The 25,402-nt window shown below is 68.9% G+C and carries 27 protein-coding genes; 12 read left to right on the top strand and 15 right to left on the bottom strand.

From position 1 onward, the window contains the following. Positions 1–182: 182 nt before the first annotated feature. Both FN829_RS03480 and FN829_RS03475 read left to right on the top strand, forming a co-directional pair. Positions 183–1,505, top strand: coding sequence for a DUF7094 domain-containing protein (locus FN829_RS03480; protein WP_142985613.1), 1,323 nt, complete (start codon positions 183–185; stop codon positions 1,503–1,505). 129 nt (positions 1,506–1,634) lie between these two features. Continuing rightward, positions 1,635–2,063, top strand: a complete 429-nt coding sequence (locus FN829_RS03475; RefSeq protein WP_281286030.1) for a type IV pilin N-terminal domain-containing protein — start codon at positions 1,635–1,637, stop codon at positions 2,061–2,063. Between the two features lie 66 nt (positions 2,064–2,129). Here FN829_RS03475 and FN829_RS03470 read toward each other — a convergent pair whose 3' ends face one another. Beyond that, the gene (locus FN829_RS03470) at positions 2,130–2,753 is read right to left on the bottom strand and encodes a methyltransferase domain-containing protein (protein WP_142985612.1); all 624 of its coding nucleotides are present in this window, start codon (positions 2,751–2,753) and stop codon (positions 2,130–2,132) included. 141 nt (positions 2,754–2,894) lie between these two features. On the opposite strand from FN829_RS03470, the gene FN829_RS03465 reads away from it, so the two are divergent. Both FN829_RS03465 and FN829_RS03460 read left to right on the top strand, forming a co-directional pair. Beyond that, positions 2,895–3,704 (top strand): DUF6663 family protein, encoded by an 810-nt coding sequence (locus FN829_RS03465; RefSeq protein WP_142985611.1) that lies wholly within the window; start codon positions 2,895–2,897, stop codon positions 3,702–3,704. 53 nt (positions 3,705–3,757) lie between these two features. Further along, positions 3,758–4,066, top strand: a complete 309-nt coding sequence (locus FN829_RS03460; protein WP_449272319.1) for a DUF7536 family protein — start codon at positions 3,758–3,760, stop codon at positions 4,064–4,066. Here the strand turns inward: FN829_RS03460 and FN829_RS03455 are convergent. Further along, positions 4,063–4,344, bottom strand: coding sequence for a MarR family transcriptional regulator (locus tag FN829_RS03455; RefSeq protein WP_142985610.1), 282 nt, complete (start codon positions 4,342–4,344; stop codon positions 4,063–4,065). The genes FN829_RS03460 and FN829_RS03455 overlap by 4 nt on opposite strands. A gap of 419 nt (positions 4,345–4,763) precedes the next feature. Between FN829_RS03455 and FN829_RS03450 the strand changes: the two genes are divergently transcribed. Together FN829_RS03450 and FN829_RS03445 are read left to right on the top strand one after the other, a co-directional pair. Further along, a complete protein-coding gene (locus tag FN829_RS03450) occupies positions 4,764–5,072 on the top strand; it encodes an EMC6-like membrane protein (RefSeq protein WP_142985609.1) in 309 nt (102 codons plus the stop codon). A 1-nt stretch (position 5,073) separates the two neighbouring features. Then, positions 5,074–6,894 carry a ribosome biogenesis/translation initiation ATPase RLI gene (locus tag FN829_RS03445; protein WP_142985608.1) on the top strand — a complete coding sequence of 607 codons (1,821 nt, stop codon included), beginning with the start codon at positions 5,074–5,076 and terminating at the stop codon, positions 6,892–6,894. A 19-nt stretch (positions 6,895–6,913) separates the two neighbouring features. On the opposite strand, the gene FN829_RS03440 is transcribed toward FN829_RS03445, so the two are convergent. Next, entirely contained in the window at positions 6,914–7,507 is a 594-nt protein-coding gene (locus FN829_RS03440) for a universal stress protein (protein WP_142985607.1), read from the bottom strand. Positions 7,508–7,886: 379 nt separating this feature from the next. On the opposite strand from FN829_RS03440, the gene FN829_RS03435 reads away from it, so the two are divergent. Then, positions 7,887–8,153 (top strand): HAH_0734 family protein, encoded by a 267-nt coding sequence (locus FN829_RS03435; RefSeq protein WP_142985606.1) that lies wholly within the window; start codon positions 7,887–7,889, stop codon positions 8,151–8,153. Positions 8,154–8,181: 28 nt separating this feature from the next. Here FN829_RS03435 and FN829_RS03430 read toward each other — a convergent pair whose 3' ends face one another. The 3 genes from FN829_RS03430 to FN829_RS03420 form a co-directional block, all read right to left on the bottom strand. Next, on the bottom strand, positions 8,182–8,838 hold the full coding sequence (locus FN829_RS03430; RefSeq protein WP_246066433.1) for an L-threonylcarbamoyladenylate synthase: 657 nt from the start codon (positions 8,836–8,838) through the stop codon (positions 8,182–8,184). 82 nt (positions 8,839–8,920) lie between these two features. Next, positions 8,921–9,430: a redoxin domain-containing protein gene (locus FN829_RS03425; RefSeq protein WP_142985604.1), complete on the bottom strand. Its 510-nt coding sequence runs from the start codon at positions 9,428–9,430 to the stop codon at positions 8,921–8,923. After that, the gene (locus FN829_RS03420) at positions 9,430–9,702 is read right to left on the bottom strand and encodes a glutaredoxin family protein (RefSeq protein ID WP_142985603.1); all 273 of its coding nucleotides are present in this window, start codon (positions 9,700–9,702) and stop codon (positions 9,430–9,432) included. The genes FN829_RS03425 and FN829_RS03420 overlap by 1 nt, the downstream gene beginning before the upstream one ends. 151 nt (positions 9,703–9,853) lie before the next feature. On the opposite strand from FN829_RS03420, the gene FN829_RS03415 reads away from it, so the two are divergent. Beyond that, the gene (locus tag FN829_RS03415) at positions 9,854–11,224 is read left to right on the top strand and encodes a hemolysin family protein (RefSeq protein WP_142985602.1); all 1,371 of its coding nucleotides are present in this window, start codon (positions 9,854–9,856) and stop codon (positions 11,222–11,224) included. Positions 11,225–11,319: 95 nt separating this feature from the next. On the opposite strand, the gene FN829_RS03410 is transcribed toward FN829_RS03415, so the two are convergent. Further along, positions 11,320–12,051, bottom strand: a complete 732-nt coding sequence (locus FN829_RS03410) for a DUF5781 family protein (RefSeq protein WP_142985601.1) — start codon at positions 12,049–12,051, stop codon at positions 11,320–11,322. 79 nt (positions 12,052–12,130) lie between these two features. Between FN829_RS03410 and FN829_RS03405 the strand changes: the two genes are divergently transcribed. Further along, positions 12,131–13,159 (top strand): hypothetical protein, encoded by a 1,029-nt coding sequence (locus FN829_RS03405; RefSeq protein ID WP_142985600.1) that lies wholly within the window; start codon positions 12,131–12,133, stop codon positions 13,157–13,159. A gap of 20 nt (positions 13,160–13,179) precedes the next feature. Here FN829_RS03405 and FN829_RS03400 read toward each other — a convergent pair whose 3' ends face one another. Both FN829_RS03400 and FN829_RS03395 read right to left on the bottom strand, forming a co-directional pair. Then, complete coding sequence (locus tag FN829_RS03400; protein ID WP_142985599.1) at positions 13,180–13,902, bottom strand: queuosine precursor transporter; 723 nt, start codon at positions 13,900–13,902, stop codon at positions 13,180–13,182. Beyond that, a complete protein-coding gene (locus FN829_RS03395; RefSeq protein WP_142985598.1) occupies positions 13,895–14,083 on the bottom strand; it encodes a ribbon-helix-helix domain-containing protein in 189 nt (62 codons plus the stop codon). Before FN829_RS03395 ends, FN829_RS03400 begins: the two co-directional genes overlap by 8 nt. Positions 14,084–14,383: 300 nt before the next feature. Here FN829_RS03395 and FN829_RS03390 point away from each other — a divergent pair, with 300 nt between their 5' ends. Further along, positions 14,384–14,974 (top strand): 50S ribosomal protein L15e, encoded by a 591-nt coding sequence (locus tag FN829_RS03390; protein ID WP_142985597.1) that lies wholly within the window; start codon positions 14,384–14,386, stop codon positions 14,972–14,974. Between the two features lie 144 nt (positions 14,975–15,118). On the opposite strand, the gene FN829_RS03385 is transcribed toward FN829_RS03390, so the two are convergent. The 6 genes from FN829_RS03385 to FN829_RS03360 form a co-directional block, all read right to left on the bottom strand. Continuing rightward, positions 15,119–17,341: a PGF-CTERM sorting domain-containing protein gene (locus tag FN829_RS03385; RefSeq protein WP_142985596.1), complete on the bottom strand. Its 2,223-nt coding sequence runs from the start codon at positions 17,339–17,341 to the stop codon at positions 15,119–15,121. Positions 17,342–17,541: 200 nt separating this feature from the next. After that, positions 17,542–18,447: a Vms1/Ankzf1 family peptidyl-tRNA hydrolase gene (locus FN829_RS03380; RefSeq protein WP_142985595.1), complete on the bottom strand. Its 906-nt coding sequence runs from the start codon at positions 18,445–18,447 to the stop codon at positions 17,542–17,544. A gap of 489 nt (positions 18,448–18,936) precedes the next feature. Further along, complete coding sequence (locus FN829_RS03375; protein WP_142985777.1) at positions 18,937–19,281, bottom strand: DUF5802 family protein; 345 nt, start codon at positions 19,279–19,281, stop codon at positions 18,937–18,939. Between the two features lie 616 nt (positions 19,282–19,897). Then, entirely contained in the window at positions 19,898–20,851 is a 954-nt protein-coding gene (locus FN829_RS03370) for a decarboxylating 6-phosphogluconate dehydrogenase (RefSeq protein ID WP_142985594.1), read from the bottom strand. Positions 20,852–20,921: 70 nt separating this feature from the next. Then, on the bottom strand, positions 20,922–22,136 hold the full coding sequence (locus FN829_RS03365) for a threonine synthase (protein WP_142985593.1): 1,215 nt from the start codon (positions 22,134–22,136) through the stop codon (positions 20,922–20,924). 68 nt (positions 22,137–22,204) lie between these two features. Continuing rightward, positions 22,205–23,455 (bottom strand): CaiB/BaiF CoA transferase family protein, encoded by a 1,251-nt coding sequence (locus tag FN829_RS03360; RefSeq protein WP_142985776.1) that lies wholly within the window; start codon positions 23,453–23,455, stop codon positions 22,205–22,207. Between the two features lie 117 nt (positions 23,456–23,572). On the opposite strand from FN829_RS03360, the gene FN829_RS03355 reads away from it, so the two are divergent. Together FN829_RS03355 and FN829_RS03350 are read left to right on the top strand one after the other, a co-directional pair. Then, positions 23,573–24,370, top strand: coding sequence for an SDR family oxidoreductase (locus FN829_RS03355; protein WP_142985592.1), 798 nt, complete (start codon positions 23,573–23,575; stop codon positions 24,368–24,370). A gap of 121 nt (positions 24,371–24,491) precedes the next feature. Continuing rightward, positions 24,492–25,397 (top strand): AEC family transporter, encoded by a 906-nt coding sequence (locus FN829_RS03350; protein WP_142985591.1) that lies wholly within the window; start codon positions 24,492–24,494, stop codon positions 25,395–25,397. The last annotated feature ends 5 nt before the right edge of the window (positions 25,398–25,402 follow it).

The following is a 25,402-nucleotide window of genomic DNA, read 5'->3' as shown; positions in this document are numbered from 1 at the left end:
GGGCAAAACGCTTTCTATAGCCGGCCTCTCCACTCGCCGAGAACCGCACCGGCGGCGGATCCTCGCCGCCGCAGACGGTGGATCTCGTGTCGTGACGGCGACGGGTTCCATCCCGTCGGCCGTACCGAGGCCGCAGCCGAGTTGGGGTGGGTTTTTCACCCTCGCCGGAGAAGCCGACGACGATGAGAGCCCTCTCGGTCGTCTTCGCCGTTCTCCTCCTCGTCTCCTCGATCGCCGCGGGGATCGCCCCTGCCGGGGCGTCGACCGACGTTCGGTCCGCGTCGTCGCCCGCCGTCGCCGGGTCCGACTCCGGTTGGACGGGATCGATCGGTCCGGGAACCGCGCCGGCCTCGACGCACGGCGAGAACTTCACGCTCCGCGTGTTGTCGACGCCGCCCGGCGTCGAGCCGCGGGTCGCGAGCCACCGGCGCGGCGTCAACCTCGGCACGTCCCTCGAACTTGCGGTCGGCGACTCGGACGCGGCCCTCCGCACGGAAACGGCGGTACGGCGCATCGAATCCGCCGAGACGAACGCCGAGCGGCAGCGACGCATCCTCTCCGCGATAAACGAGGTCGAACAGAACGAGGTGAGCCTCGACAGTCGACAGACGACGGCGATCAACGCACACGCCTCGGGAGAGCTGACCGACCGCGAACTCCTCGACGAGCTGGTTCGGATCGCGGCGCTCGCACGCGAATACGACGCCCGGCTCGACACGCTCTCCGAGCTCGCCGAGGAGACGGACGGGTTCAACACGCCGGACCGCGTTAGCGCGCTTCAGGTCCGGCTTCAGGTGTACGACGGTCCAGTCCGGCGGATCGCGCTCGAGACGGTCCGCGGCGATCGGACGGGAACCGAGATCCACGTCCAGTCGAGTTCGAACGCGCTGGTCCTCGCCGCGATCGACGGCGACCAATACGTCAGGGAGGCGTTCCGGCGCGATCGGTGGGACCGCGGTGGCGACGACCTCGGAAGCGAAGCCGCGATCAACGCGACGATCGAGAGCTACCCGGAGACGACCGACCTCCGGGAGCCGAACGCGCTCGGTGCGGGGGCGGTCCAGCGGATCACCGTCGACCACGACTTCGGGAGCCTCCGGACGTTCGTCAGCGGCGGCACGGAGCGGGTGTTCCTCGAACACCAGCGGATGTCCCTCTCGGCGTTCCCCGACACGGAGTCCGTGTCGACGTCGGAGGACGGGTTCAACGTCACCGTCAACCGGACGTACCCCGGTGGACCGGTGACCGTCTCGGTCCTCGATCCGGCCACGGGCGACCCGCTCGAGGGGATCACGGTGACGAAGAGCTCCGGCGGCAGTCCGAGCGAGACGATCGGGAACACCGACGAGGACGGCGTGGTTCGGACGCTCTCGCCGGCCGGTCCGTACCGGATCACCGTGGTTGACGAGCCGCGAGTCGCCGTGATCGACGACATCGACCCCATCGAGACGCCGCGGGTGACGGACGACGTCGCGGGCGACTCCGAGTCGGACGGCGACGAGTGACCGCCGTCGGCGGCGACCCCTTTTATCCGATCACGAACCAGACGGCCCGTGCCGTCCCGAACTCCAGTACACGCGTCGAACACGTCCGCTCCGCACCGCTCGGCGCGCGCGCTCGCTCCGCTCGCCGGGCTGCTTCTCGTCGCGATGACCGTCGTTCTCGCGGCCGGCGTCACGGCCGCGACGACGATCGGTTCGCCCGCCGAACCGGCCCCGACCGCCGTGATCTCGATGGAAGTCGAGGGGGATCGGATCGCGCTCACCCACGACGGCGGCGATCCGATCCCCGTCGACGATCTGTCCGTCCGCGTCAGCGTGAACGGAGAGCCGCTGGCGCGTCAGCCGCCAGTGCCGTTCTTCTCCGCGGCGGGCTTCAGGCCCGGACCGACCGGGGCGTTCAACGCCGCGAGCGGCGACGAGTGGATCGTCGGCGGGTCGGCGTCGTTTCGGATCGCCGGGACGAACGATCCCCACGTCGCTCCCGGCGATCGAATCGAAGTGCGGCTCGCCGTTCGCGAGCAACCGATCGCGACGCTGGAGGCGACGGCCCGTCCGGGATGAGCGCCCGGTTCGGGACGCGTCGGGGACTCCCGCGACAACTTCCTTTTCTGGGCTCCGCGTGACGACCTACTCCTCGGGGACCCGCGCGACGGTCGTGATCGCCCGCGGACTCCGGGGGGTCGCGCGCTGGATGTGGTGTTCGAACGTCTCGTAGCCGGCCTCCTCGAACATGCGATCGGCCTCGTCCTCGTCGTAAAACAGCATGATCGCGTCGGCGACGCGCTGGAGGACGCGGTTGTGCGGGTAGTCGGGACCGACGACGAGCACCTGTCCGCCCGGCTTCGCGACGCGCCGGAGCTCCCTGAGTCCCTCGACGGGGTTCGGCCAGTACTCGATCGAGCCGGACGACCAGACCACGTCGAAGGCGTCGTCGCGGAAGGGGAGCCGCTCCGCGTCGCCCCGGTAGAAGTTCACCCGGTCGCGCTTGCCGAACTTCTCGAAGGCCTTCTCCATCTGGTGAACGCTCTGATCGAGGCCGTGGACGTCCTCGGCGTGTTCCAACAGCCCCTCGGTACCGAATCCCGTTCCACACCCCACGTCGAGTACGCGGTCGTCCTCGCCGAACTCCAGCCACGAGAGCGCCTCCGAGCGCATCTCGTCGTTCCAGTTGAACCGGTTCACCCGGTCGTACACCTTCGAGAGGTACTTGTAGAACAGCCGGGCGTTCGACTTGTCCTCGAGGATCCCCATTGCTCGCCGATTGGGGAGCCGACCCCATAACGACACGGATCCGTCCGGGTCGGCGATTCCGCCTCGACGACGGATCTGATTCCGCCTCGACGACGGATCCGATTCCGACCGGCTTATCCGACGACCGGCCGTTCCGTCCGTATGAACCCGACGACGACCGGGCGGTTTCGGGTCCACGACCGCCGGTCACGACCCGTCGACGGCGGCGACGGTCCACCCGAGTTCGTTCTCGTCGAACTGCCCGAGGGGCCGGTCGACCCGACCGATCCGGACGCGGCGGAGGCGTACGACCCGCTGTACGCGACGGCAACCGGCTACGAGGGTGAACTCGGCGATCGGATCGCCGACCTCGATCCCGGCACCGTCGTCGACGCGACGCTGGCGTGGGAGGACGGCACCGCGAGATTCGCCGAAGTAACGGTCGTCCGCGAGAGTCGATTCCGGTTCGGCGACGACGTTCAGGGGATGTTCGAGGCGGCCGTCGACGCGTGGCGTGGGATCCGCGCCGACGGCGAGGCGGTGGGGTCGGTCACGACGCGCTCGACCGACGGCGAGCCGAACGGCGCGCTCTACCTGTTCGCCGACGGCCCCGGAACCGACACGTTCGCGGAGCTTCGAGCCGCCCGGATCCCGGTGGAACCGCTCGTGGATCGAGTCAACGAGAACCGGGCGGACGACGCGCCCCGCGAGGTGTTCGTGCTCCGGCCCGCCGCACACGAGTTCGTCGCCGTCTACGTCGTCTTCGAGCGCGACGGGATGCTCGCGCGGACGGTTCGAGACACCTACGGACTCGGAGACGGATTGGCTTCGGGGCTTGAATCGACGGACATCGACACGATCGAAACGCCCGGTTTCGAGCGATCTGAACCCGACGACGGCAACACGTCGGGCGAGCCGAACGGACGAGACCGCGACGAGGGTCCGAAGTTCGATCCGACCGATCGACTGTGAACCGCCGTTCCCGTTCCGACGGCTCTTTGCGAGTGTAGCGGTTAGGAGGCGTCGTGAGCGACGATACGACGGACAAACCTCCGATGCTCGTCCTGCTCGAATCGCTGGCGTTCTATCGGAACGTCCGCATCGGGGTCGTGATCGGGACGTCGTTGGCGGCGCTGCTGTATCTCACGCGTGCGCTGGAACTCCTCGGGCCGCTCGTGGAGGTCCGCGAGTACCCGGTGGTCGGTCCCGGCGTCTGGTTCGCGTTCTTGGCGTTCGTGTTCGCGGCCACGTCGGCGCTTCTGGTCGCGATAGCGCTCACCGTGTTCGAAGCGGTTCGGGGGGCCCGATCGGTCGGGCGTGAGGGGCGGAACTAATCGGCCGTACAGGAGGCATCCCGATCTCCGCTCGTGAACTCCTGGGCGGGCTCGGTGAGCTTATAGAGGTTCTGGCGGGCGTCCGCGAAGTAGACGTCCTCGTCGACGACGTCGATCCCCTCGAGCCGCTCGAGGGCGTAGCGGACGGTCCGGGCCGACAGCATCGATTCTTGAACGATCCCTTTCTGTGTCAGTGGTCCGTTGTATTCGAGTACCTTGAAGACGAGTTTGGCGCTCGGCGGGAGGTCGTCGAGACCCTCCGTTTGGGTTCCAGCCATCGCTACGAACCGAAACCGTACACGGGCATAAATGTTGATACAAAACCCCCGATCCGGAGCGGTTAACCGGTATTTATTGCTGGATCCTTGGACATGATTCGGAGTATTTTGCCGTCAAACGCCGCTAGACTGACCAGTCAGTCAGCGTTCGATCCTCGCGCGCGATCAGCACACGGGTCGGCTCGACGGGCTGGTCGAATCGGGTGCGATCGGTTTCGATAGATCCCCCAATCGGATAATCTATGATCTGACAATTTCGGCCGTTGATACGTAGGTGAGACGAGTCCGAACGATCGGGGGCCGATCGGTAGAACGGCGGGTGGAATGTGAGCGGAACGGTGGACGGAATACCAACGGAACGGCGGGTCGAATACGAGCGGAACGAACGGTTTTTCACGGGCGCTCGCGGATCCGTACGTATGAGCGACGAATCGGGGATCTCCGGGCACGCCCGGAGCGTGGTCGTCACCACGATCTGCTGTCTCGCGGGGATCGCCGCAGGCGTGGTGTCGGCCGCCTACGTCGGGACCGATCCCGCCGCCGCCGCCGACACGATGGCGCTCGTGGTGCTCGGCGCGTTCGTGTTCCTCCAGTACCCAGTGTACAGCGTCTTCGGGGTCGACATCACCGACTTCGGCGTCAAGGACAACTTCTACGTGGCGTTCATGACGTTCACGCTGTGGTTCATCAGCTACACCGTGCTTCTCACCTCGGCGGTGACGTTCTGAGATGGCCGACGACAGCATCGCGGTCGTGGACCTGGATCGGTGCCAGCCGGATCGCTGTAACTACGAGTGTGCCAACTACTGTCCGCCCAACCGGACGGGAAAGGAGTGTATCACCGAGCGCGGCGAGGACGCCGACGAGGGCGACCCCGACCAGATCCGGATCTCCGAGGAGATCTGTCTCGGCGAGACCTGCGGCATCTGCGTCGAGAAGTGTCCGTTCGACGCGATCGAGATCATCAACCTCCCCTCCGAGCTGGAGGAGGAACCCGTCCACCGGTACGGCGAGAACGCGTTCGCGCTGTACGGGCTCCCGACCCCCGAGCCCGGCAAGGTCACCGGCATCCTGGGTCCCAACGGGATCGGGAAGTCGACGGCGGTCCACGCGCTCGCCGGCGAGCGGGTCCCGAACCTCGGCGACCACGAGACGGAGCCCGACTGGGAGCGGGTCCTCGACCGCTTCCGCGGCACGGGCCTCCAGAACTACCTCGCCGCGCTCGAGGCCGGCGACGTCACCGTCTCCCGGAAGCCGCAGTACGTCGACCAGATCCCCAAGCAGTTCGACGGCAACACCCGCGAGCTCCTTGAGCGGACCGACGAGCGCGGCGCGCTCGACGACCTCATCGACCGGCTCAACATCCGGCCGGTGATGGACCAGGACATCGACTCGATCTCCGGCGGCGAGCTCCAACGCGTCGCCATTGCGGCGTGTCTGGCTCGTGACGCCGACTTCTACTTCCTCGACGAGATCACGCCGTACCTCGACATCGGACAGCGGATGGTCGCGGCGCGACTCATCCAGGAGCTGGCGAACGAGCCCGAGTCGGATCGGTCGATGCTCGTGGTCGAACACGACCTCGCGATCCTCGACCTCCTGGCCGACACCCTCCACGTCGCGTACGGGGAGCCGGGCGCGTACGGGGTCATCACGGACCCCAAGTCGGTTCGAAACGGGATCAACGAGTATCTCAAGGGGTACCTCGACAACGAGAACATGCGGATCCGGCCCTCCGCCATCACCTTCGAGGAGCACGCCCCGCGGGCCACCTCGAAGGGGACGCCGCTCGTGGAGTACCCGGATCTGGAGAAGTCCTACGGCGAGGGCGAGTTCGGGCTCCGCGTCGAGGGCGGAACGATACACGAGGGGGAGGTGCTCGGGGTCGTCGGCCCCAACGGGATCGGGAAGTCGACGCTCGCGAAGCTGTTCGCCGGCTCGCTGGAGCCGGATACGGGCAGCCTCGAGTTCGAACTCGACATCGCGTACAAGCCCCAGTACATCGAGATCGACCAGCCGATGCGGGTCGACGCGTTCCTCTCCTCGATCACCGACGAGTTCGGTAGCTCCTACTGGAACACGGAGGTCGCCCAGCCGCTCCAGCTCGACCGGATCATGGAACAGGACCTCACGGACCTGTCGGGCGGGGAGCGCCAGCGCGTCGCCATCGCGGCGTGTCTCTCGGAGGACGCCGACCTCTACTTACTCGACGAGCCGTCAGCGCACCTCGACGTCGAACAGCGGGTGCGCGCGACGACCGCGATCCGCCGGTACGCGGAGAACCACGACGCGACCGTGATGGTGATCGATCACGACATCTACATGATCGACCTGCTCGCGGACCGCCTGATGGTGTTCGACGGCGAGCCGGCCGAGCGCGGTCGCGCGACCCGTCCACAGGAGATGCGCGAGGGGATGAACGACTTCCTCGCGGACCTGGACATCACCTTCCGGCGCGACGAGCGGACCGGTCGCCCCCGGATCAACAAGCCGGACTCACAGAAGGACCGTCAACAGAAGCGCGACGGCGAGTACTACTACGCGCCCTAGGAAGCGATCCGGATCCAGCTCACCGCTCGTCGTCGACGCCGACCACCATCGTGGGAACCGTCCCGCCGCGTTGGACCCGTGTCGGGAGCGGTTCGGGGTGGACGAGTCGGTCCAGCCCGGTCCGACGGGCCGATCCGAGCACGACGAGGTCGACGCCGTGAGCGTCGGCGAAATCCAGCACCTCCTCGTGGGCGGTGCCGTAGCGGAACCACTTCTCGACGTCGACGCCGCGCTCGAGGCCGCGGGCCTCGGCGGCCTCGACGGCGGCCTCGCCCTCGCGCCGCTCGACCACCATGTCCCACGCCTCGGTCGTGTCGACGACGTACAGCGCGTCCACGGTCGCGCCGTGTGCGGCCGCGAGGTCGATCCCCGACTCGACGGCCGCCTCGCCGCGTTCGGTGCCGTCCGTGACGATCAACACTCGCTCGAAGAGGCCGGTGACGGCCGGTGTAGGACTGCTGCCGTCGTCCGGCTCGTCGACCGAGTTTGGGAGCTCCGATCGCTCGTCGGCATCGCGGTCGCGATCGACCGCGTCGAATCCCGTTCCCTCGGGGGTCCTGGCGGTCGGCTCTGCTCCGTGGCGGCTCGTGTCGGGGTCGATGTCTGCTGACATGGTCGGTGGTCGACGAGCCGTCCGGAGGACGCTCGCCCGTTCTACCGTACGATCCGCTCCCGGCTCACTTAACGATTTTCGACAGGATAGACGATTATCATTATCTATCCCGGCTCAGTTCCTGATAGATGATTATATTCGGATAGTAGGCGATCGTACGTTTTGATATTCTAACGAGATCTGAACATCTCCGATTCGGATCCGGATTCAATGGCGACCGTCCGTACGGGATCGGCTCCGAACCAGATTCGTACGGGATCGCTCCGAACGTGATCGGTCCGGCTACGTTCCGGACGTGATCGGTTCTGCCGCGATCCCGCACTCGGTGGTGATCGTCCGTACCGAAGCGATTAAGCGATGAACCCGCTAACCTCGAGATATGCGACACCTCATCGTCCGCGGCGACCCCGGCATTCGTCGGGACGCGATCATCGAGTACGAGGGCGAGGAGCTGGTCTGTTTCGGGATCAGCACGCAGGGCGGGTGGCACGGCCCCGACGAGCCGCAGCTCTGGTGTACCGTCGGCACTCCGGACGAGCGGGAGGCCTACGACAAACGCGAGTACGTTCCCCACTGGCTCGACGTCGACACGGTCGACGCCGAGGCGCTCGACGTGATCAAAGCGAAGGGCGACCTCTCGGTCTAGCGGCCGTCACTCACGCTCCGACTTTTTTTTACACCGGCGGGTCCGCGAGCCACGCCTCGACCGCCCCGGCCATCGCGCCGCGCCGGTGTATCGTCCCGTTCTCGGGGTCGACGACCGTGCTCTCGGCACCCGAGGTCTCGCCGCCGTCGATCACGGCCGCGACTCGGTCGCGCACCCGCTCGTCGAGGTCGGTGACGCGGGTGACGCTGCCGTTCCCGGAGACGTTCGCGCTGGTGGCGGTCAGCGGTCCCGTCTCCTCGAGCAGCGCGCGTGCCACCGGGTGGTCGGGGACGCGCACGCCGACGCGGTCGCGGCCGCCGGTCAGCACGTCGGGGACCGATTGGTCCCGCTCGACGACGACCGTCACCGGCCCCGGCAGGAACGCCCGCATGAACGCGGTCGCGAGCGCGGTCGGCCGGGTGTGGTTCGACGCGGCGTCGACGCTCGCGATGCCGAGCGAGAGCGGGTCGTCGCGGTCGCGGCCCTTCGTCTCGAAGGCCCGCTCGACCGCGATCGGGTCGAGGGCGTCCGCGCCCAATCCGTATACCGTCTCCGTCGGGTAGACGACGAGCTCGCCGGCCGCGACCGCGTCCGCGGCCCGGCGGAGCGTCTCGCGGTCTCCCCCGTTGCTCTCGTCGGCGTCGAGTCCGTCGTCCTCGGTACCCGTGTCGGCGTCGTCGGTCACGGGTCGTCGTAGGCGGTCGGATCGAAAAAGGATAGCGGGTCGGGTCGTTCGGGGGGCGTTTCGGGACCGCGTGGCCACGTCCTCACTCGAGGAGGTCATCGATCGCCGACTCGACCGCGTCGTAGTCGGGGAACGAGGGGTGCTCGCTCCCGACCCAGGCGTACCGGACGACGCGGTCGTCGTCGAGCAGGAAGACCGCTGGTCGCGCCTCCGTGACTCCCGCCATTCCGTCGATGTCGTGGGCGACGCCGTACGACTCGATCACTTCCGCGCTCGGGTCCGAGAAGACTTTCACGCCCTCACCCCGCTCGGCGAGCAGGTCCTTGTGCTCGTACGGCGAGGAGATCGAGACGCCGTAGACGGGGAGTCTGTCCGACCACCCGCGGTCGTCGATCTCGTTGTAGACGTACGTCGTCTGGAACGCGCCGTCCATCGGGTGGAAGACGAGAAGCGTCGGTCCGTCCACGATCTCCGACAGCGAGCGGTCCTCCCAGAACTCCTCGTCGACCAGCGGCCGAGTGAACTCCGGGGCGGTCCCCCCTGCCGTCACGTGGTCCGTCTCGGGGAGTTCGACGACGTCGAACTCGGGCATCAGGCGCCCCCCGCCGCGCCGGCGTCCTCGTAGGTTCCCTCGAGGTACTCCACGATGTTCGCGCTCTCGGACATGGTCACGCCCGTCTCCCGGTCGACGATCGCCGGAACGCTCCGCGCGCCGGAGACGCGCTTGACGACGTTCCGATCGGAGTGCATCGGCTCGACGTACCGCGACCGGTACTCGAGACCGAGGCGGTCGAGCGTTCGCACGACCCGCTCGCAGTACGGACACGCCTGTAGTCGGTACAGGGTGATCTGTGGATCCGTCATGTTCCCCGCTTCGGTCGCGGGAAGTGTAACCGTGTCGGCCGCGGCACGGCGGGGCGGGCGCACTCGGCGTTCGACGATTTCTCGTCTCGCCCGCGACCGGGGGTGTTCGAAGGTAACCCTTTAACTGCGTGCCCACGGAAATGGGGCGATAATGGGCTTATCGCCAAGCGTGCTGACAGTCGGTTCGCTCCAGTTACCGGTGATGGGGGACACCACTGTCGCCCTCCTCGGCGCACTCACGATCCTCGTGTTGATCGCGCTGTCGGCTTTCTTCTCGTCTTCGGAGATCGCGTTGTTCTCGCTTCCGCAACATCGGATCGACAGCCTGGTCGAGGACGGCGTCCCCGGAGCGGACACGGTACGGGCGCTGAAGAGCGACCCCCACCGCCTGCTCATCACCATCCTCGTCGGAAACAACATGGTCAACGTCGCGATGTCGTCCATCTCGACGGGACTCCTCGTCTATCTCGGATTCGGGCAGGGACAGGCCGTCACCATCGCCACGTTCGGGATCACGGCGCTCGTGCTCCTGTTCGGCGAGAGCGCGCCGAAGTCGTACGCCGTCGAGAACACCGAGTCGTGGTCGCTCCGGATCGCCCGTCCGCTGAAGCTCTCGGAGTACGTCCTCTTTCCGCTCGTCGTCCTCTTCGATTACCTGACGCGCGTCGTCAACAAGGTTACCGGCGGCCGGTCGGCGATCGAGACCTCCTACGTCACCCGCGACGAGATCCAGGACATCATCGAGACGGGCGAGCGAGAGGGCGTCATCGAGGAGGAGGAACGCGAGATGCTCGACCGCATCTTCCGGTTCAACAACACCATCGCCAAGGAGGTGATGACGCCCCGACTCGACGTCACCGCGGTCGCGAAGGAGTCGAGCGTCGAGGAGGCCATCGAGACGTGTATCCACGCCGACCACGAGCGCGTTCCGGTCTTCGAGGGGAACCTCGATAACATCGTCGGCGTCGTCACGGTCCGAGATCTGGTCCGCGAACTGCGCTACTCCGAGGGGGAGCCGTCGCTCGCGCGCGTGGTGAAACCCACGCTTCACGTCCCGGAGTCGAAGAACGCCGACGAGCTGCTCGCGGAGATGCAGGAGAACCGCCTCCAGATGGTAACCGTCATCGACGAGTTCGGGACGACGGAGGGGATCATCACCCTAGAGGACATGGCCGAGGAGATCGTCGGCGAGATCCTGGAGGGAGACGAGGACGCCCCCGTCGAGTTCCTCGAGGACAACGTCGCGCTCGTTCGAGGCGAGGTCAACATCGACGAAGTCAACGAGATCCTCGGTATCGACCTCCCGGAGGGCGAGGAGTTCGAGACGCTCGCCGGCTTCGTGTTCAACCGCGCGGGCCGGCTCGTCGAGGAGGGCGAGCAGATCGAGTTCGACGGCGTCCGGATCCGCATCGAACGGGTCGACAACACGCGGATCATGAAGGCTCGAGTCACGGTCCTCGAGGAGACGAGCGAGGCGTCGACCGCCGACGCGGACGAGCTACAGGCCGACGAGGCGGACTGACGCGACCGGCGACGCACCGACACGGACGAGGACGGCGAACGTCGATCGAATCCGCGTCGTCGGTCGTGTCCGATATTCGTCACGTCGTCACAAAATCACACGGCGTACGCGCGCGCGGCGGAGACGAGCGCCCTCCGGTAGGCGCTCTCGCTCGGATCCGGCCCGAGATCCAGAAATCGACGTTTGAAGCCGTCGACGTCGACGTCCGCGGCGTCGCTCTCGGCCGCGCGCGCGAGGTCGTACAGGCGGTGGCTCGGCTCCGCGAGGTCGTGTCGTTCGACGAGCGCCAGCGCGAACGCCGCGTTCACCGCCGTGATGTCCGGGTCGGCCCCGGCGGTCACCGGCGGCGATCCGGTCCGGTTCGGGTCGGGTCGATCCGCGACGGCCGTCGCCAGCGTGGACTCGAGGAAGCCGACCAGCTTGCCGGCCGGCGCGACGGAGAGCGTGATGTCGTCGGCGTAGATGTCCTTCATGTGGTTCGCGATCTGATAACAGTGCGCGAGCTTGCGTCGCTCGATGGTCTCGCCGGCGAGACCGAGGTACAGCGCCTCCTCGGTCGACTGGAGGTGTGAGGCGTGGCCCTCCTCGTAGCGGGCCATGTGCGAGAGCTCGTGGACCGCCAGCTCGCGAGCCATCGCGCTCGTGGCGGCGCGTCGGGAGACGTTGAGGACGTGGTGGTCGGCGTAGTGCCCGGCCCACGTCCGCTCGTCGGGGTCGTCTCGAACCTTGACGTAGACGGGATCCTCGAGCGAGAACTCGGTTTCGAACAGATCGGCGGCGCCGAGAAACGGGTCGGGGGGAACGTCCCCCTGTACGCGGAGATCCATGCTTACCGTTACCACGGTGTGGGGTGGTAAATCCCTTGCGGCGTCCACGCTTATGTTCTCGCCCGCCCTTCTCACGGGCATGAACGCGTACGCGGCCTACTCCGACGGTCTCCGCGTCGTCGACTTTGATACGGGACGCGTCGAGACCCGTCTCGACGGGCGACGGGTGGAGTGCGTGACGATCCACCGGGAGGCCCCCGAGCGCGTGTTCGCGGGGACGTTCGACGACGGGCTCTACCGCTCTGTCGACGCGGGCGAGTCGTTCGAACGGATCGCCGGAGACGCGCTCGGTCCCGAGGGAACCGGCCCGGACGCGGTCACCGCCCTCGCGACGAGCCCGCACGATCCGGAAACGACGTGGATCGGCACCGAACCCTCGCGGCTCTACCGGACCGCGGACGGCGGCGGATCGGTCGAGCACGTCGCGGGAGTCACCGACGTCCCCTCCGCGTCGGAGTGGTCGTTCCCGCCCCGTCCGGACACCCATCACGTCCGGTGGATCGAGCCCTGTCCAGACGATCCCGAGCGGTGGTACGTCGGGATCGAGGCCGGGGCGCTGCTCGTCACGTCCGACGGCTGCGCGACGTGGACCGACCGCCCGCCGGGATCGCGCCGGGACACCCACACGATCGCAACTCACCCGGACGCTCCGAATCGAGTGTACGTCGCCGCAGGCGACGGGTACGCCGAGAGCGACGACCGCGGACGCTCCTTCGAGGTCGTCGCCGACGGGCTCGACCACGGCTACGTGTGGGGGCTCGCCGTCGACCCCGGGGACCCCGACCGCGTCCTCGCCAGCGCCGCGAGCGGTGCGAACGCCGCCCACCGGCGGGGGGAGTCCTACCTGTATCGACGGGAGGCCGGCGACGACGGATCGACGGGCGGCGACGGGAACGCGGACGGGACGATCTGGGAGCGACTCGACGACCGGGGGATCCCGAGCGGCGAGGGGACCTACCGGGCCGTCCTGGCCTCGGGAGCGGAGACGGGAGAAATCTGGGCGCTCACGAACCACGGGCTCCACCGGACGACGGACGGCGGCGACCGGTTCGATCGGATACCGGCGGACTTCCCCGACGCCGTCCCGCGAGCGCTCGCGGTCGCCTAGAACCGTTTCCCGCCGGACCGCTACTCCCGGACCGCGCCGACGACGAGGTAGACGAACGGGGTGTCGAGCACGGCGATCAGCAGTTTGAGGAGGTACTGGCCGACGATCAGCGCGCCCACCGCGGCGAGCGGCAGCGCGTCCCCGACGCCGAGGAGAGTCGGGGCGACGAGGAACGCGATCGACACGAAGATGACCGTGTCTATCGCCTGGCTCGTCGCCGTCGACGCGAGGTTGCGGAGCCAGAGGTTCGCGGAGCCTGTCCGGTCGCGGATCGCGTGAAACAGCACGACGTCGACGTTCTGGCTGACGACGTACGCCAGCAGGCTCCCGGCGACGATGTTGGTCGTCGGCCCGAGCGCGGTCCCGAAGGCCGCGGCGACCTCGGGGTCGACGCCCGGCGCTGCGAGCGTCGACCACACTAACGCGAGCACGACGAAGTTCATCGCGAAGCCGACGTTCACGACGACCTGGGCGGTCCGGCGACCGTACAGCTCGGCCAGACAGTCCGACGCAAAGAAGGTGACCGCGTACGCTAACGCCGCGCCGGGGAGCAGTATCTGTGGACCGACCACGGGTAGCGCGACCGGCAGCGACAGCGCGAGCACCTTCGCGGCGGTGACCTGTGCGGTGACGAGTGCGGTGACGAAAAGCGCTACCAGTCCCACCGCCGCCACCGCGGGGCGAGAGAAGGGATCGACCGCGAGGAGCCGTTCGGCTCCGGAGTCGGCGGATCGGTTACTCATCCGAACCGTCCTCGTCGGTCAGCCGGCCGTGGCGAGCGTCGATCTCGTCGAGCGTGTCGAGCGTCTTGCGGATCGACGCCCGGACCGCGTCGCTGCGGTTCACGAACTTCCCGTCGTCACCGACGTGCTCGTCGAGGTCCGCCAACAGCTCGTCAGGAATCTCGACGCTTATCTTGGGCATATCGAGATATTCCCCGAGGAATATATAAAACGCTGACGAGTGCGCGCTCGGCCGTGATCGCGACGTGCGGAGTCGATTCGACGTGTAGAGTCGATGACGTCGTTCCGTGTGACCTCTCGGCACGCCCGACGCGGAGCGAAGCCCTTATGATCGAACGCGCGGAAATCTCGATCAACTCGCTGGTACGGACGTCCAGCGGGCACTCGCCGCCGGAGCGGAGTCGGTCCGACGACCTCGCTTCGGGACGAGACGACATGTGGCCGGGTTCCGGCCGAATCGCAAGCGTCCGTGGACAAGACAATGGCACGAAGCTTCTACTCGCACATCAAGGACGCATGGCGGTCCCCCAAGGAGGGGAAACTCGCGGAACTCCAGTGGCAGCGCAAACAGGAGTGGCGCGACCAGGGCGCCATCGAGCGGATCGACCGACCCACGCGGCTCGATAAGGCCCGCGAGCTGGGTTACAAGGCGAAACAGGGCGTCGTCGTCGCCCGCGTGAGCGTCCGCAAGGGCGGATCGCGCAAGCAGCGTCACAAGGCCGGGCGCCGCTCGAAGCGCCAGGGCGTCAACCGCCTCTCGCGGCGCAAGTCGATCCAGCGCATCGCCGAGGAGCGCGCCTCCCGGAAGTACCGCAACCTGCGCGTGCTCAACTCCTACTGGGTCGGCGAGGACGGCTCCCAGAAGTGGCACGAAGTGATCCTGGTCGATCCCGCTCACCCCGCGATCGAGAACGACGAGGAGCTCAACTGGATCTGCTCGGACGACCACAAGGGTCGCGCGTTCCGTGGACTCACCTCCGCCGGCACCAAGGGTCGCGGCCAGCGCACCCGCGGCAAGGGAACCGAGAAGACCCGTCCGTCGGTCACCGGCAACGACCGACAGGGCAAGTAGAGCCGACTCGGGATCCGCCCGGATCGGACCGACTGATATCCTCCGTTTTCCGATGAGTTAGTCGCGACTTCGGCGATCGTCCCGTCGGGCGATCCCGCGAACGCTCGAGAAACAGCCCTCCGTCGTCAACGACCTCGATCCCGCTCACCGCGACCTGCGTCGACTCGATAATCCGAGGAGCGAGAGCAGCGCGACGAGCGCGACGACCGGACCGAAACCGGTCACGCCGTCGTCGGTCGTCCCGTCGGAATCGTCGGCCGATCCGTCGGCGTCGCTCGCCTCGCCGGTCCCGTCACCGTCGCGCTCGACGGTCACCGTCGTCGAGGCCTCGTCGACGGGGCCGACGACGCTCACGGTCGCGACGTCACGGTCGCCCGATTCCGGGACGGTCACTTCCCGTTCGACGGTCGCCTCGGCGCCGACGTCCAGCCGGACCGGTTCGGTCCCGACGGTCTCGCCGTCGACCCGGAACTCGAGTTCCGAGCCCGCGGGGATCGACGCGTCGTTGGCGACGGTCGCGGTCACGACAACCGACTCCCCGGCGGTCACGCGGTCGGCGTCGGTCGAGACCCCGCGGACGAGCGCGTCCGCGGGATCGGAGACGGCGACGGTGAGCGTCTCGCTCCCGACCCGAACCGCGTACTCGCCCGCTTCCGTGAAGGTTCGCTCGAACCGTTCGGTCGTCTCCTCGTCGGCGTCGAGCGTTCCGTTTCGTGTCTCGATCGTCTCGCGGTCGACCGACAGCGACAGGTCGTAACTCCCCGTCGTGCCGCCGGTGTTCGAGACGTCGACCGCGAGCGCGATGGACTCGCCGGTGACGAGCCGAACCGGGTCGCGGTCGACGGTTCGGTTCCGGTACTCGCCGGTCGCGCGGACGCCGTCGTCGGCGATCGTGTACCCGATCTGCGCGGGGGTCTCGCCGAATGCCTCGGCGTGAGCGTCGCGGTCCCACGTCTCCGGGGCGGCGCTCGTCGTGATCCAGCGTTCTGCCGCCTCGCGGACCGCGGTCGCCGCCTCGTCGTCGCCGCTCTCCCCGGCAGCCGCCTCGACCGCGTCGAGGAACGCGCGGTTCGTGACCGGATCGGGATCGTCGTTGAGGTCGCGGAAGACGGTCGCGAGCGACGCCCGTCCGTCGCTCGCCAGCCGTATCCGCCGGTCGATCTCGCCGGCGACGAGCGACCCTTTGGTGTAGTCCGCGTTCCCCCGCCAACTTCCCGGGTCGGCGAGGACCGACGACGCGGCGGGGTCTCGCTCGCCGCGGGCCAGCGTCCGCTCGAAGGAGTCGAAGTCGGTCGCGCCACGGTCGAGCGCGAACAGCGCGGCGTAGTAGGTCGCGCTCGCCTCGGTGAACCACCGAGCGCTCGCCTCCGCGTCGTACGCCTGTCGGGTGTGGACGTACTCGTGAGTCCACACGTCGTCGGCGGTTCCGGTCGGCTCGCCGTCGCGGACCCACAGGTCGGCGTCGCCGGTCTGAAGCCCCCGAACGCTCCAGGCCACCTCGCCGGTGGGCGCCGCGATCGCGACGACTTCATCGTCGACACCGCCCGCCCGGAGGGAGTTCCCCGCGCCCTCGAAGACGTCGAACACCTCCTCGGGCGTCGCCTCCATCTCCGCCGCCTCGGGCACGATCAGCCGATACCGCTGTTCGTCGCCCTCGCGGACGCGTTCCTCGTGGGGGCCGAGAAACGCGATCGCCTGGGAGGCGACGCCCTCGCCGTCGACGACGTTCTCGCGGGCGGATCGGATCCGTGGCTCGCCGGTGTACGAGCCCGCGATCCGGGTTCGAGGGGTTCTAACGAGCGCCCACTCCCCCGTATCGACGAACCGGTAGGTGCCGCCGGTCGCGAGCGGGCCCGACTCCTCGCCCGAGACGTTCGCGTCCATCTCGTACGCCAGCGACGGGCGTTCGGTCTCGCCGTCCCACTCCCACGTCTCCGTCCCGTCCGCGTCGTCGACGCGCTCGAACCCGTCGGCCTCGACCGACTCGCCGTTCGCGGTCAGCAGGGTGATCTCGAGACCCGTGACGCGGTCGGGAACGTGCGCCGTCGTGGTGACGCCGACCGTCCCGGTCTCGTCGGTCGCGGAGAGCTCGTTCCGGACGCCGATGGTGTCCTCGTCACCCACGTCGGCAGCGTTCGATCCCGACCCGTCGAGCGACCCCGCCGTGGTCTCCGTGGAGGCGTCGTCGACGAACTCGAACGTCCCCGTCGGTTCGACCGAAGCACCCGGTCCATCCGAGGTACCCGGAGCGCCCGGAGCGCCCGGAGCGCCGCCCGCGACGGCGATCGCTCCACAGAGGAGAAGCGAGGCGGCCAACAACGCGACGACGACGGCACGAACGCCGGGAGACGACCCCAACCGAGACATGGCCGATAACCGTCCGTCCTCGGTTTAGTGTTATCCCTCAGGAGGACGCCTATCGCAGTCCGCGCTCGGGTCGAGAAAGGGGGGAGGGAGCGTGTGACGAGTCCCTCCGGGACGGTCTATGTGTGCGAGTACCATAGTTATTGGCACCATTTTCCGGATCTTCCTCGCTTTTCGACGAGGAACGACCGGAGTTTCCACTCTCAGACGGCGTGGATCCGGACGGTCCAGAAGTCGCGGAACGCGTCCTCGAGGGCCGCCTTCGGATCGCCGGTCGCGTCGGTCACGTCCGTGTGGTCGGCGAACTCGCGGACCTCGCCGAGCACGCTCCGCTCGCCGACGACGACGGTTCGTTCGACTCCTCCCTCGGCTTCGAGGTCGCCGAGGGCGTCGCGGGCGCGCTCGAGATGCTCGTCGATCTGTCCCTCGCGCCGTCGCTCGAATCGGCCCTGCGAGAATCCGCCCTTCGAGTGGGCGCCCTTCACGTCGGAGGTGAACCCCTCGAACTCGACTCGTTCCCCGTCCTCGTATACCCCCAGCGCGAACGTGTCCGACCGGACCAGCGCGAACGCGAACCGGCCAGTCGGGCGGAACCACTCGTCGGGTAGTCGGGGACGATCGGACCACCGATCGAACGGCTCCGGAGCGATCGGCGTCGAGAGCGCGGCGCTCACCGCGCCCGTGTCGTCGGCGACCACGACCGCGGGCGCGGCCCGCCGGACGAGCGGCGTGCGGTCGCCGAACCCCTCGCGGACGCTCTCGGGTACCGCGCCGTCGGGGACGAACGCGGTGAGCACGCCCTCGGGATCGTCGCTCTCGATCCCGCGGAGCCGACCGAGCGCGTCCGCGAGGCGGGGTCCGTACGCGTCGGTCACGCGGCGGAACTCGACGGTCTCCTCGTCGCCTTCAGCGCGCTCGACGCGATCCTCGAGCGACTCGATCCGCTTTTCGAGCCGGTTGACGCGCTCCTCGGCGCGCTGGCGGTCCGCGACCGCGTCCGACCGCCGCTCCTCCTCGGCCTCCGCGCGCCGCTCCAGGTGGCGCTTCTCCTCTTCGAGCTCCGCGATCCGCTCTTTCAGCTCGGCGCGCCCGAGCAGCCGGTCGATCATGAGGGCAGGTCCCACGCCGCCCTCAAAGGTGCGTCGACCGGCGATACTCGGGCGTCGATCGGAGAATCCCATTCGCAGTGCGGTGGCGCGCCTCCGAGTGCCCCAGCGGGGCACGAGGAGCCCGCGAGGGAGTCGGCCGGCCGGAGCAACGCGGAGGACGGCCGACGAGGCTGGGGAGGCGTGAGGTGCGGAGCGGAGTGGGCGGGGCGGGACTCAAAGGGGCAGTCGGGAGGCGGGCGCAGGCGACGTAAGCACCGGAGCGAAGGAGCGCAGCGACTGAGTGAGGAGCGCAACGAGCGTGCGCCCGCCTCCCGGCTGGGGCTTTGGACGTGTTCACCGCGCCGGCAACCACGTATAGCCGAGCGGCTGGGGCTTTGGAGATATCTTCTCCGATCGTGGTTTTAGCAACGTACAGCCGAACGACCGGATTTCGTAGATACTGTTCACACCGGAGAAGATCCCCGTCTCGAACGCTTCGATCGAGCGTCCTCAGACGTCCACGTACGGCTCCCACCCCTCCCACCGGAGGAGGTTCTCGGCGCGGTCGGCGTCCGCGAGCAGGACGTTCCGCTTGGACGGCAGGTCGTCGTCCGCGAGCGATCGGGGGACCGCGAGCGTTCCGCTGGGGACCCCCTCGTCGCCGTCGACCGGGATGTGGCCCGAATCGAGTTTCATCACCAGCGGCGCGTCGAGTCGCTCTACCCCCTCGCCGTCCGCGTACAGCTGCTCGTTGACCCGCTCGTGGTCGGCCCGCTGGATGGCGGCCCGGTCGCCGTCGTGGGGCTCCACGTACAGTTCGCCCAGGTAGTATCCGCTCGAGAAGCGTTCGAACATTCTGTGCGTGGTAACCTCTGACACGATCGTACATAAGCGTTACTCGCGGATGAACGATACTGATACTCGTCGTGTGACGACAACACGAGAGCCGGTGTTCGGGTCTCGGTTATTCAGTGGTTCCTTGCGCCAGGACGGAGGCCACCGCCAAAGTCCTAGTCGCTCGACCATACGCACTGAACCGGACGACGACGGAGAACACCTCCAAAGCCCCAGTCGCGAGGACTCGCGCGGCTCGGTGTGCTCCTCGCTCGTTCACTCCGCTCACTCGCTGCGGTGCTTCCATCGCCGTGCTTCGTCCTCGCGACAGCGAGGCGCTACGCGCCTCTGGCAGCCGGCGGCTCCGCCGCCGGCGACTGCTCCTTTGAGTCCCGCCCCCGCCCCGCACCACCGGAAGACGGTCCTGCTCGCTCACTTCGCTCGCTGCGCGGGCTGCGACTTCCGTGCTCCCGCTCGCTACGCTTGCGGGAACGCACCCGCGCCTCACGCCTCCCCAGCCTCGCGGCTCGCGCTCTCCGAGCGCTCGCCGCGTCCCTCGCGTTCCGGTCGCGGGCCGCCGGCCCGCTCCCGGGCGCGCCACCTCGGTAGACGAGTTCGACTCCGTTTCCCCAGTTCGCTACTCCTCTATGCTCCCGTCCTCCCGGCGTTTCACCTCGTGTCGCCCGAAGCCGTAGCGCAGCCGGTTTGCGAGCCGGCGCGAGAACCGGCCCTCGTTGCGCGAGTCGAACCGCTCGGCGAGCGCCCCGTAGATGAGCGGGACGGGGACCTCCTGCTCGAGCGCCTCCTCGACGGTCCAGGTCCCGGTCGACCCCCCGGCGACGTGGTCGGCGACGTCGCCCAGGTCGTTGCCCTCCTCGCGGAACGCCTCCTCGCAGAGCTCGAGCAGCCACGACCGGATCACCGCGCCGTTGTTCCAGGTGCGCGCGACGGACTCCATCTCGAGATCGTACCGACCCTCGGCGAGCAGCTCGAATCCCTCGCCGTACGCCTGCATCAGCGCGTACTCCACGCCGTTGTGGACCATCTTCACGTAGTGACCCGAGCCGGACTCGCCCATCCGGTCGTGGCCGTCGGGGCCGGTCGCGACCGCGTCGAAGACGGGCACGAGTTCCTCGTACGCCCACTCGGGACCGCCGACCATCAGCGAGAACCCCTCCTCGGCGCTCGCGGGGCCGCCGGAGGTCCCGCAGTCGAGGTAGGCCGCGTCGGCGTTCTCGGCGCGCCGGACCGACGCCTCGAAGTGGGAGTTGCCGCCGTCGACGACGACGTCCTCGCTCCCGAGGTGGGGTTCGAGGTCGGCGAGCGTGGCATCGACCGCGTCGCCCGCGGGCACCATGAGCCAGATCCGCTTGCCGTCGCCCGCGCTCGATCCGCCTCCGTCCCCCCCGCTCGACCCGTCGAGCCGGTCACAGAGGTCGGCGACGGAGTCCGCGGGCTCCGCACCCGCCTCCGCGGCCGCGGCCGTCGCCTCCGCCGAGAGGTCGAACGCGACCACGTCGTGGCCCGCCGCGAGGCTCCGGTCGACGACGATCCGCCCCATCCGCCCGAGTCCGATGACGCCGAGTTCCATGCGCGAGGGGTGGCCGCCGCCCGCCCTAGTGGTTCCGGTTCGTCGGGGCCGTCCTCGCTTCCGACGCGCGTCAGGCCTCGCTCTCGCCGACGTGTGCCCGAAGGGTGTCGACGTCCTTGTTTCCCGCGCCCGTGTTCAGGAGGACGACCGTGTCGTCCGGGCCGAACTCGCCCGATTCCGCGAGCGCGAACGCCCCCGAGGCCGCCGCCGCGCACGTCGCGCCGATCTCGAGCCCCTCCTCGCGGGCGACCGTGATCGCGGCGTCGAGGATCTCGCGGTCGGTCGTCGCGACCGCGCCGCCGTCCGATTCGCGGATCGCCTCGAGGATCAGCGGGCTCGCGCCCGGATCGGGGATCGCGATCCCGTTACAGGCGGTGTCGACCTCCCCGTCCGCGAGCGGCTCGTGGCGGTCCGCGCCAGCCTCGTAGGCGTCGACGACCGGTGCGCACCCCGCCGCCTGTGCGGCGTACATCGGCACGAGGTCGTCACACCAGCCGAGCGCGCGGGCCTCGCGGGCCGCCTTGTGCATCCCGACGAGCCCGACGCCGCCGCCGGTCGGGTACACCACCGCGTCCGGAGCTTCCCAGTCGAGCTGCTCCAAGAGCTCCAGCGCCATCGTCTTCTTCCCCTCGTGGCGGTACGGCGTGACGAACGTCTTCGTGGAGTACCAGTCGGGGTGATCGTCCATCGCCGCGGCGTACGCCCGGCCCGCGTCGCCGATCTGCGAGTCCCCGCCGACGGGGTCGGTCACGGTCAGGTCCGCGCCGTGGACCTCCGTCATCGCCTTCTGGGTGAACCCCGCCCGCGACGGCAGGAAGACGTGCGCGTCGAGGTCGGCGCGGGCCGCGTACGCCGCCGCCGCCTGCCCCGCGTTGCCGGCGCTGTTCAGCGCCACCTCGCTCGCGCCGTGCTCGCGCGCCGCGGTCATCGCGAGCGACTGCCCGCGGTCCTTGAACGTCCCCGTCGGGTTCGCGCCCTCGTCCTTCAGGAGCACCCGCCCGACGCCCATCGCCTCCGCGAGCGCGGGACACTCGGCGAGCGGGGTGTCCCCCTCCCCGAGCGTCACCGCGGCCTCGCGGGTGAACGGGAGCAGCTCCTCGTACCGCCACATCGACTCGCCGGGGCGGCCCTCGAGGTCCGCGGGCGTCAGGTCTATCCGATCGAGGTCGTAGCTCGGGTCCAAGATCCCGTCGCAGTCCGGACACCGGTGCGTGGCCGTCTCGGCGTCGAACGTCTCCTCGCAGTCGACACACGAGAGCCCCTCGAAGGCGTCGGTGGTCTCCATGGCCTGGGATCACACACCGGGGGACTTTGCTCCATCGGTCGGCGAACCCCCGATCGGTTCGGGTCGGCTTACTCTTCGACCGGCTCGGGGATCACGTCCGCCTCGACGAGATCGGCGAGGTCTTCGTCGGCGTAGCCGTACTCGCGGAGGACGTCCTCGGTGTGTTCGCCGAGCATGGGCGGGTGCCGGCGGACCGTCACGGGCGTCCGCGAGAACTTCATCGGCGACCCCGGCACCTCCACGGTGCCGACCTCGGGGTGGTCTATCTCGAGGCGCATGTCGCGCGCCTCGATCTGCGGGTCGTCGAACAGCTCCGCCATGTCGCGGACGTGGCTCGCGGGCACGTCGTGGCCGGTGAGCGTCTCGACGGCCTCCTCCGTCGTCATCGCGCCGAACTCGGCTTCGAGCTCGGCGTCGAGTGCCTCGCGGTTTTTCACCCGTTTCTCGTTGATCTCGAACCGCTCGTCGGCGAGCAGGTCTGGCCGGTCGAGCGCGTCACACAGCCGCGGCCAGAAGGAGTCCGCCGAACAGCCGACGACGACGTAGTCGTCCTCGGTCTCGAACGCGCGGTACGGCGCGATGTTCGGGTGTTTGCTCCCCATCCGCCCGGGCGACTCGCCGCTCGCGAAGTAGTTCGCCGCCATGTAACTCATCCAGGCGGCCTGGCCGTCGAGCAGGCTCACGTCGATCTTCTGACCCGTGCCGTCGCCGAGCTCGCGTTCCAGCAGCGCGGCCAGGATCGCCTGGGTGGCGTACATCCCCGCGCCGATGTCCGCGAGCGCGACGCCGATCCGGACCGGGGGGCCGTCCTCGACGCCCGTGATCGACATCAACCCGCCCTTCGCCTGCATCACGATGTCGTACGCCGGCGCGTCGCGGTCGGGGCCCCACTCGCCGTACCCGGAGATGCCGCAGTAGATCAGTTCCGGGTTCTCCTCGACGAGGTCGGGGTAATCGAGGCCCCAGTCGGCGGTCTTGCCCACCCGGAAGTTCTCGACGACGACGTCGGCCTCGCGGGCGAGGTCGCGGAAGACGTCCTGCCCCTCCTCGCTCGCGAGGTTCAACACGACCGAGCGCTTGTTCCGGTTGACGCTCGTATAGTAGGCGCTCTGGGCGTTCTCGCCCTCGCCGAAGGCCGGCGGCACCCACGTCCGCGTCTGGTCGCCCACGCCGGGCCGTTCGATCTTGATCACGTCCGCGCCGAGGTCGCCGAGCTGCATCGTACAGAACGGTCCCACGAGCACGCGGGAGGCGTCGAGCACCGTGACGCCGTCCAGCGGCCCGGTGTCGCCCGACGGGTCGCGCGCCTCACCGACCATGGTTGCCTCGCATTCCTCGCATACGCGCACCTCCGAGCCGACCGGCATAAAGCCCTCGTCGCCGGCCCCGGTGGCCGAGTCGGTAACCATTAACTCGTCGGGTGAGACAGTCGTCGTATGGATCTAGAGATCGAGGGCAACGTGGCGCTGACGACGGCGTCCAGCGACGGGCTCGGAAACGCGGCCGCGACCGCACTCGCCCGCGAGGGCGTCAACGTCGTGATCAACGGCCGCGACGGGGACCGACTCGAAGCGGCCGCCGAGGAACTGCGCGAGGAGGCGACGGGCGACGCGCGCGTCCACCCCGTCCAGGGCGACCTGACGAACGAGGACGACGTGGTCGGGCTCGTCGACGAGACGCTCGAGGAGTTCGGTCGGCTCGACCACCTCGTCACCTCCGCGGGCGGCCCGCCGTCCGGGCCGTTCCTGGACACCGACGACGACGACTGGTACCACGCGTACGACCTGCTCGTGATGAGCGTCGTCCGCCTCTGTCGTGAGGCGGCCGACCCGCTTCAGGAGGGCGACGGCGGCACCATCGTCAACGTCGCCTCCCGGTCGGTCAAGGAGGCCATCGACGGGCTCGTCCTCTCGAACTCCGTCCGCATGAGCGTGATCGGACTGGAGAAGACGCTCTCGAAGGAGCTCGCGCCGGACGTGCGCGCGAACGCCGTCCTCCCCGGCCCGCACGAGACGAGCCGGATCGAGGACCTCGTGAACCAGGCCGTCGAGCGCGGCGAGTACGACTCCTACGAGGAGGGGCTCGCCGCCTGGGGCGAGGGAATTCCCGTCGAGCGCATCGGCGACCCGATGGAACTCGGCAACACCGCCGCGTTCCTCTCCTCGCCGAAGTCGGGGTACATCAACGGCCAGTCGATCGTCCTCGACGGCGGCGCGGGCAACGCGAACCTGTAGGTCACTCCGACTCGATCGCACCCGGCCCGACGCGATCGCGCCCGGCCCGATTCGGTCGCCGTCCGATCGGACGGCTCCGCCTCGCCGGAACGGTCAACATCGCCGGACGCGTCCGGGCGGCATGGACGTTCTCCTGCGCCTCCTCTGGATGCTCGGGGTGCTGCTCGTCGGCACGGGACTCCGCGGCGTCGGCGCGTTGAACGCGTCTCGGACCGACCGACTCAACGCCGCCACCTACTACGTCGCGCTCCCCTCGCTCGTCTTCGTCGCGACGTACGACCGGTCGATCGCGGACCTCCTCTCCGGCGCGCTCGTCGTCGCCGTCCTCGCCTCCCTTTTGGGCACCGCCGCTGTCGCGTGGCTCCTCCACCGGAACCGGCCGACGGCGCGCCGCAGCGTGGCGGTCGTCCAGTCGTACCACTCGAACCTCGGCTACCTCGGCTTGCCGCTCGTCGCCGCGACGTTCGAGCCGGACGTGACCGCGCTCGCGAGCGTGGTCCTCGGCGTGGCGCTCTTAGTCCAGGTGCCGCTCACCGTCACCGTGTTGAGCACCGTCAACGGGGCCGAGACGAGCGTCGCCCGCGAGGCGAGCGCCCTCGCGCGGAACCCCGTCCTGATCGCGTTGGTCGCCGGGGTCGCGATCGGTGCCGCGGGGGTTCCCGTGCCCGTCGTGGTCACCTCCGGGCTCGACCTCCTCGGGTCGCTCGTGCTCCCGCTGGCGCTGCTCTGCGTCGGGGCGTCGCTCCGCGTCGACCTCCCGGTGACCGACCCCGGCGCGACCGGATCGGTCCTCGCGCTCAAGCTCGGTCTCGCCCCGGCGATCGCGTGGCTGACGCTCTCGGGGTTCGGCGTCGGGAGCGCGGCGCTGGCGGCCGGCGTGGTCATGCTCGGAACGCCGACGGCGGTCTCGACGTACGTGTTCGCGACCGAGCTCGGCGGCGACGCCGAGTTCGCCTCCCGGAACGTCTTCGCCACGACGGTCGCGTCGATCGCGTCGCTCTACGCGATCATCGGGCTGATCGGGTGAGGAGA

The organism is Halorubrum cibi (assembly GCF_900182635.1).
Lineage (GTDB): Archaea > Halobacteriota > Halobacteria > Halobacteriales > Haloferacaceae > Halorubrum > Halorubrum cibi.
This window is presented reverse-complemented; position numbering and strand designations above follow the sequence as displayed.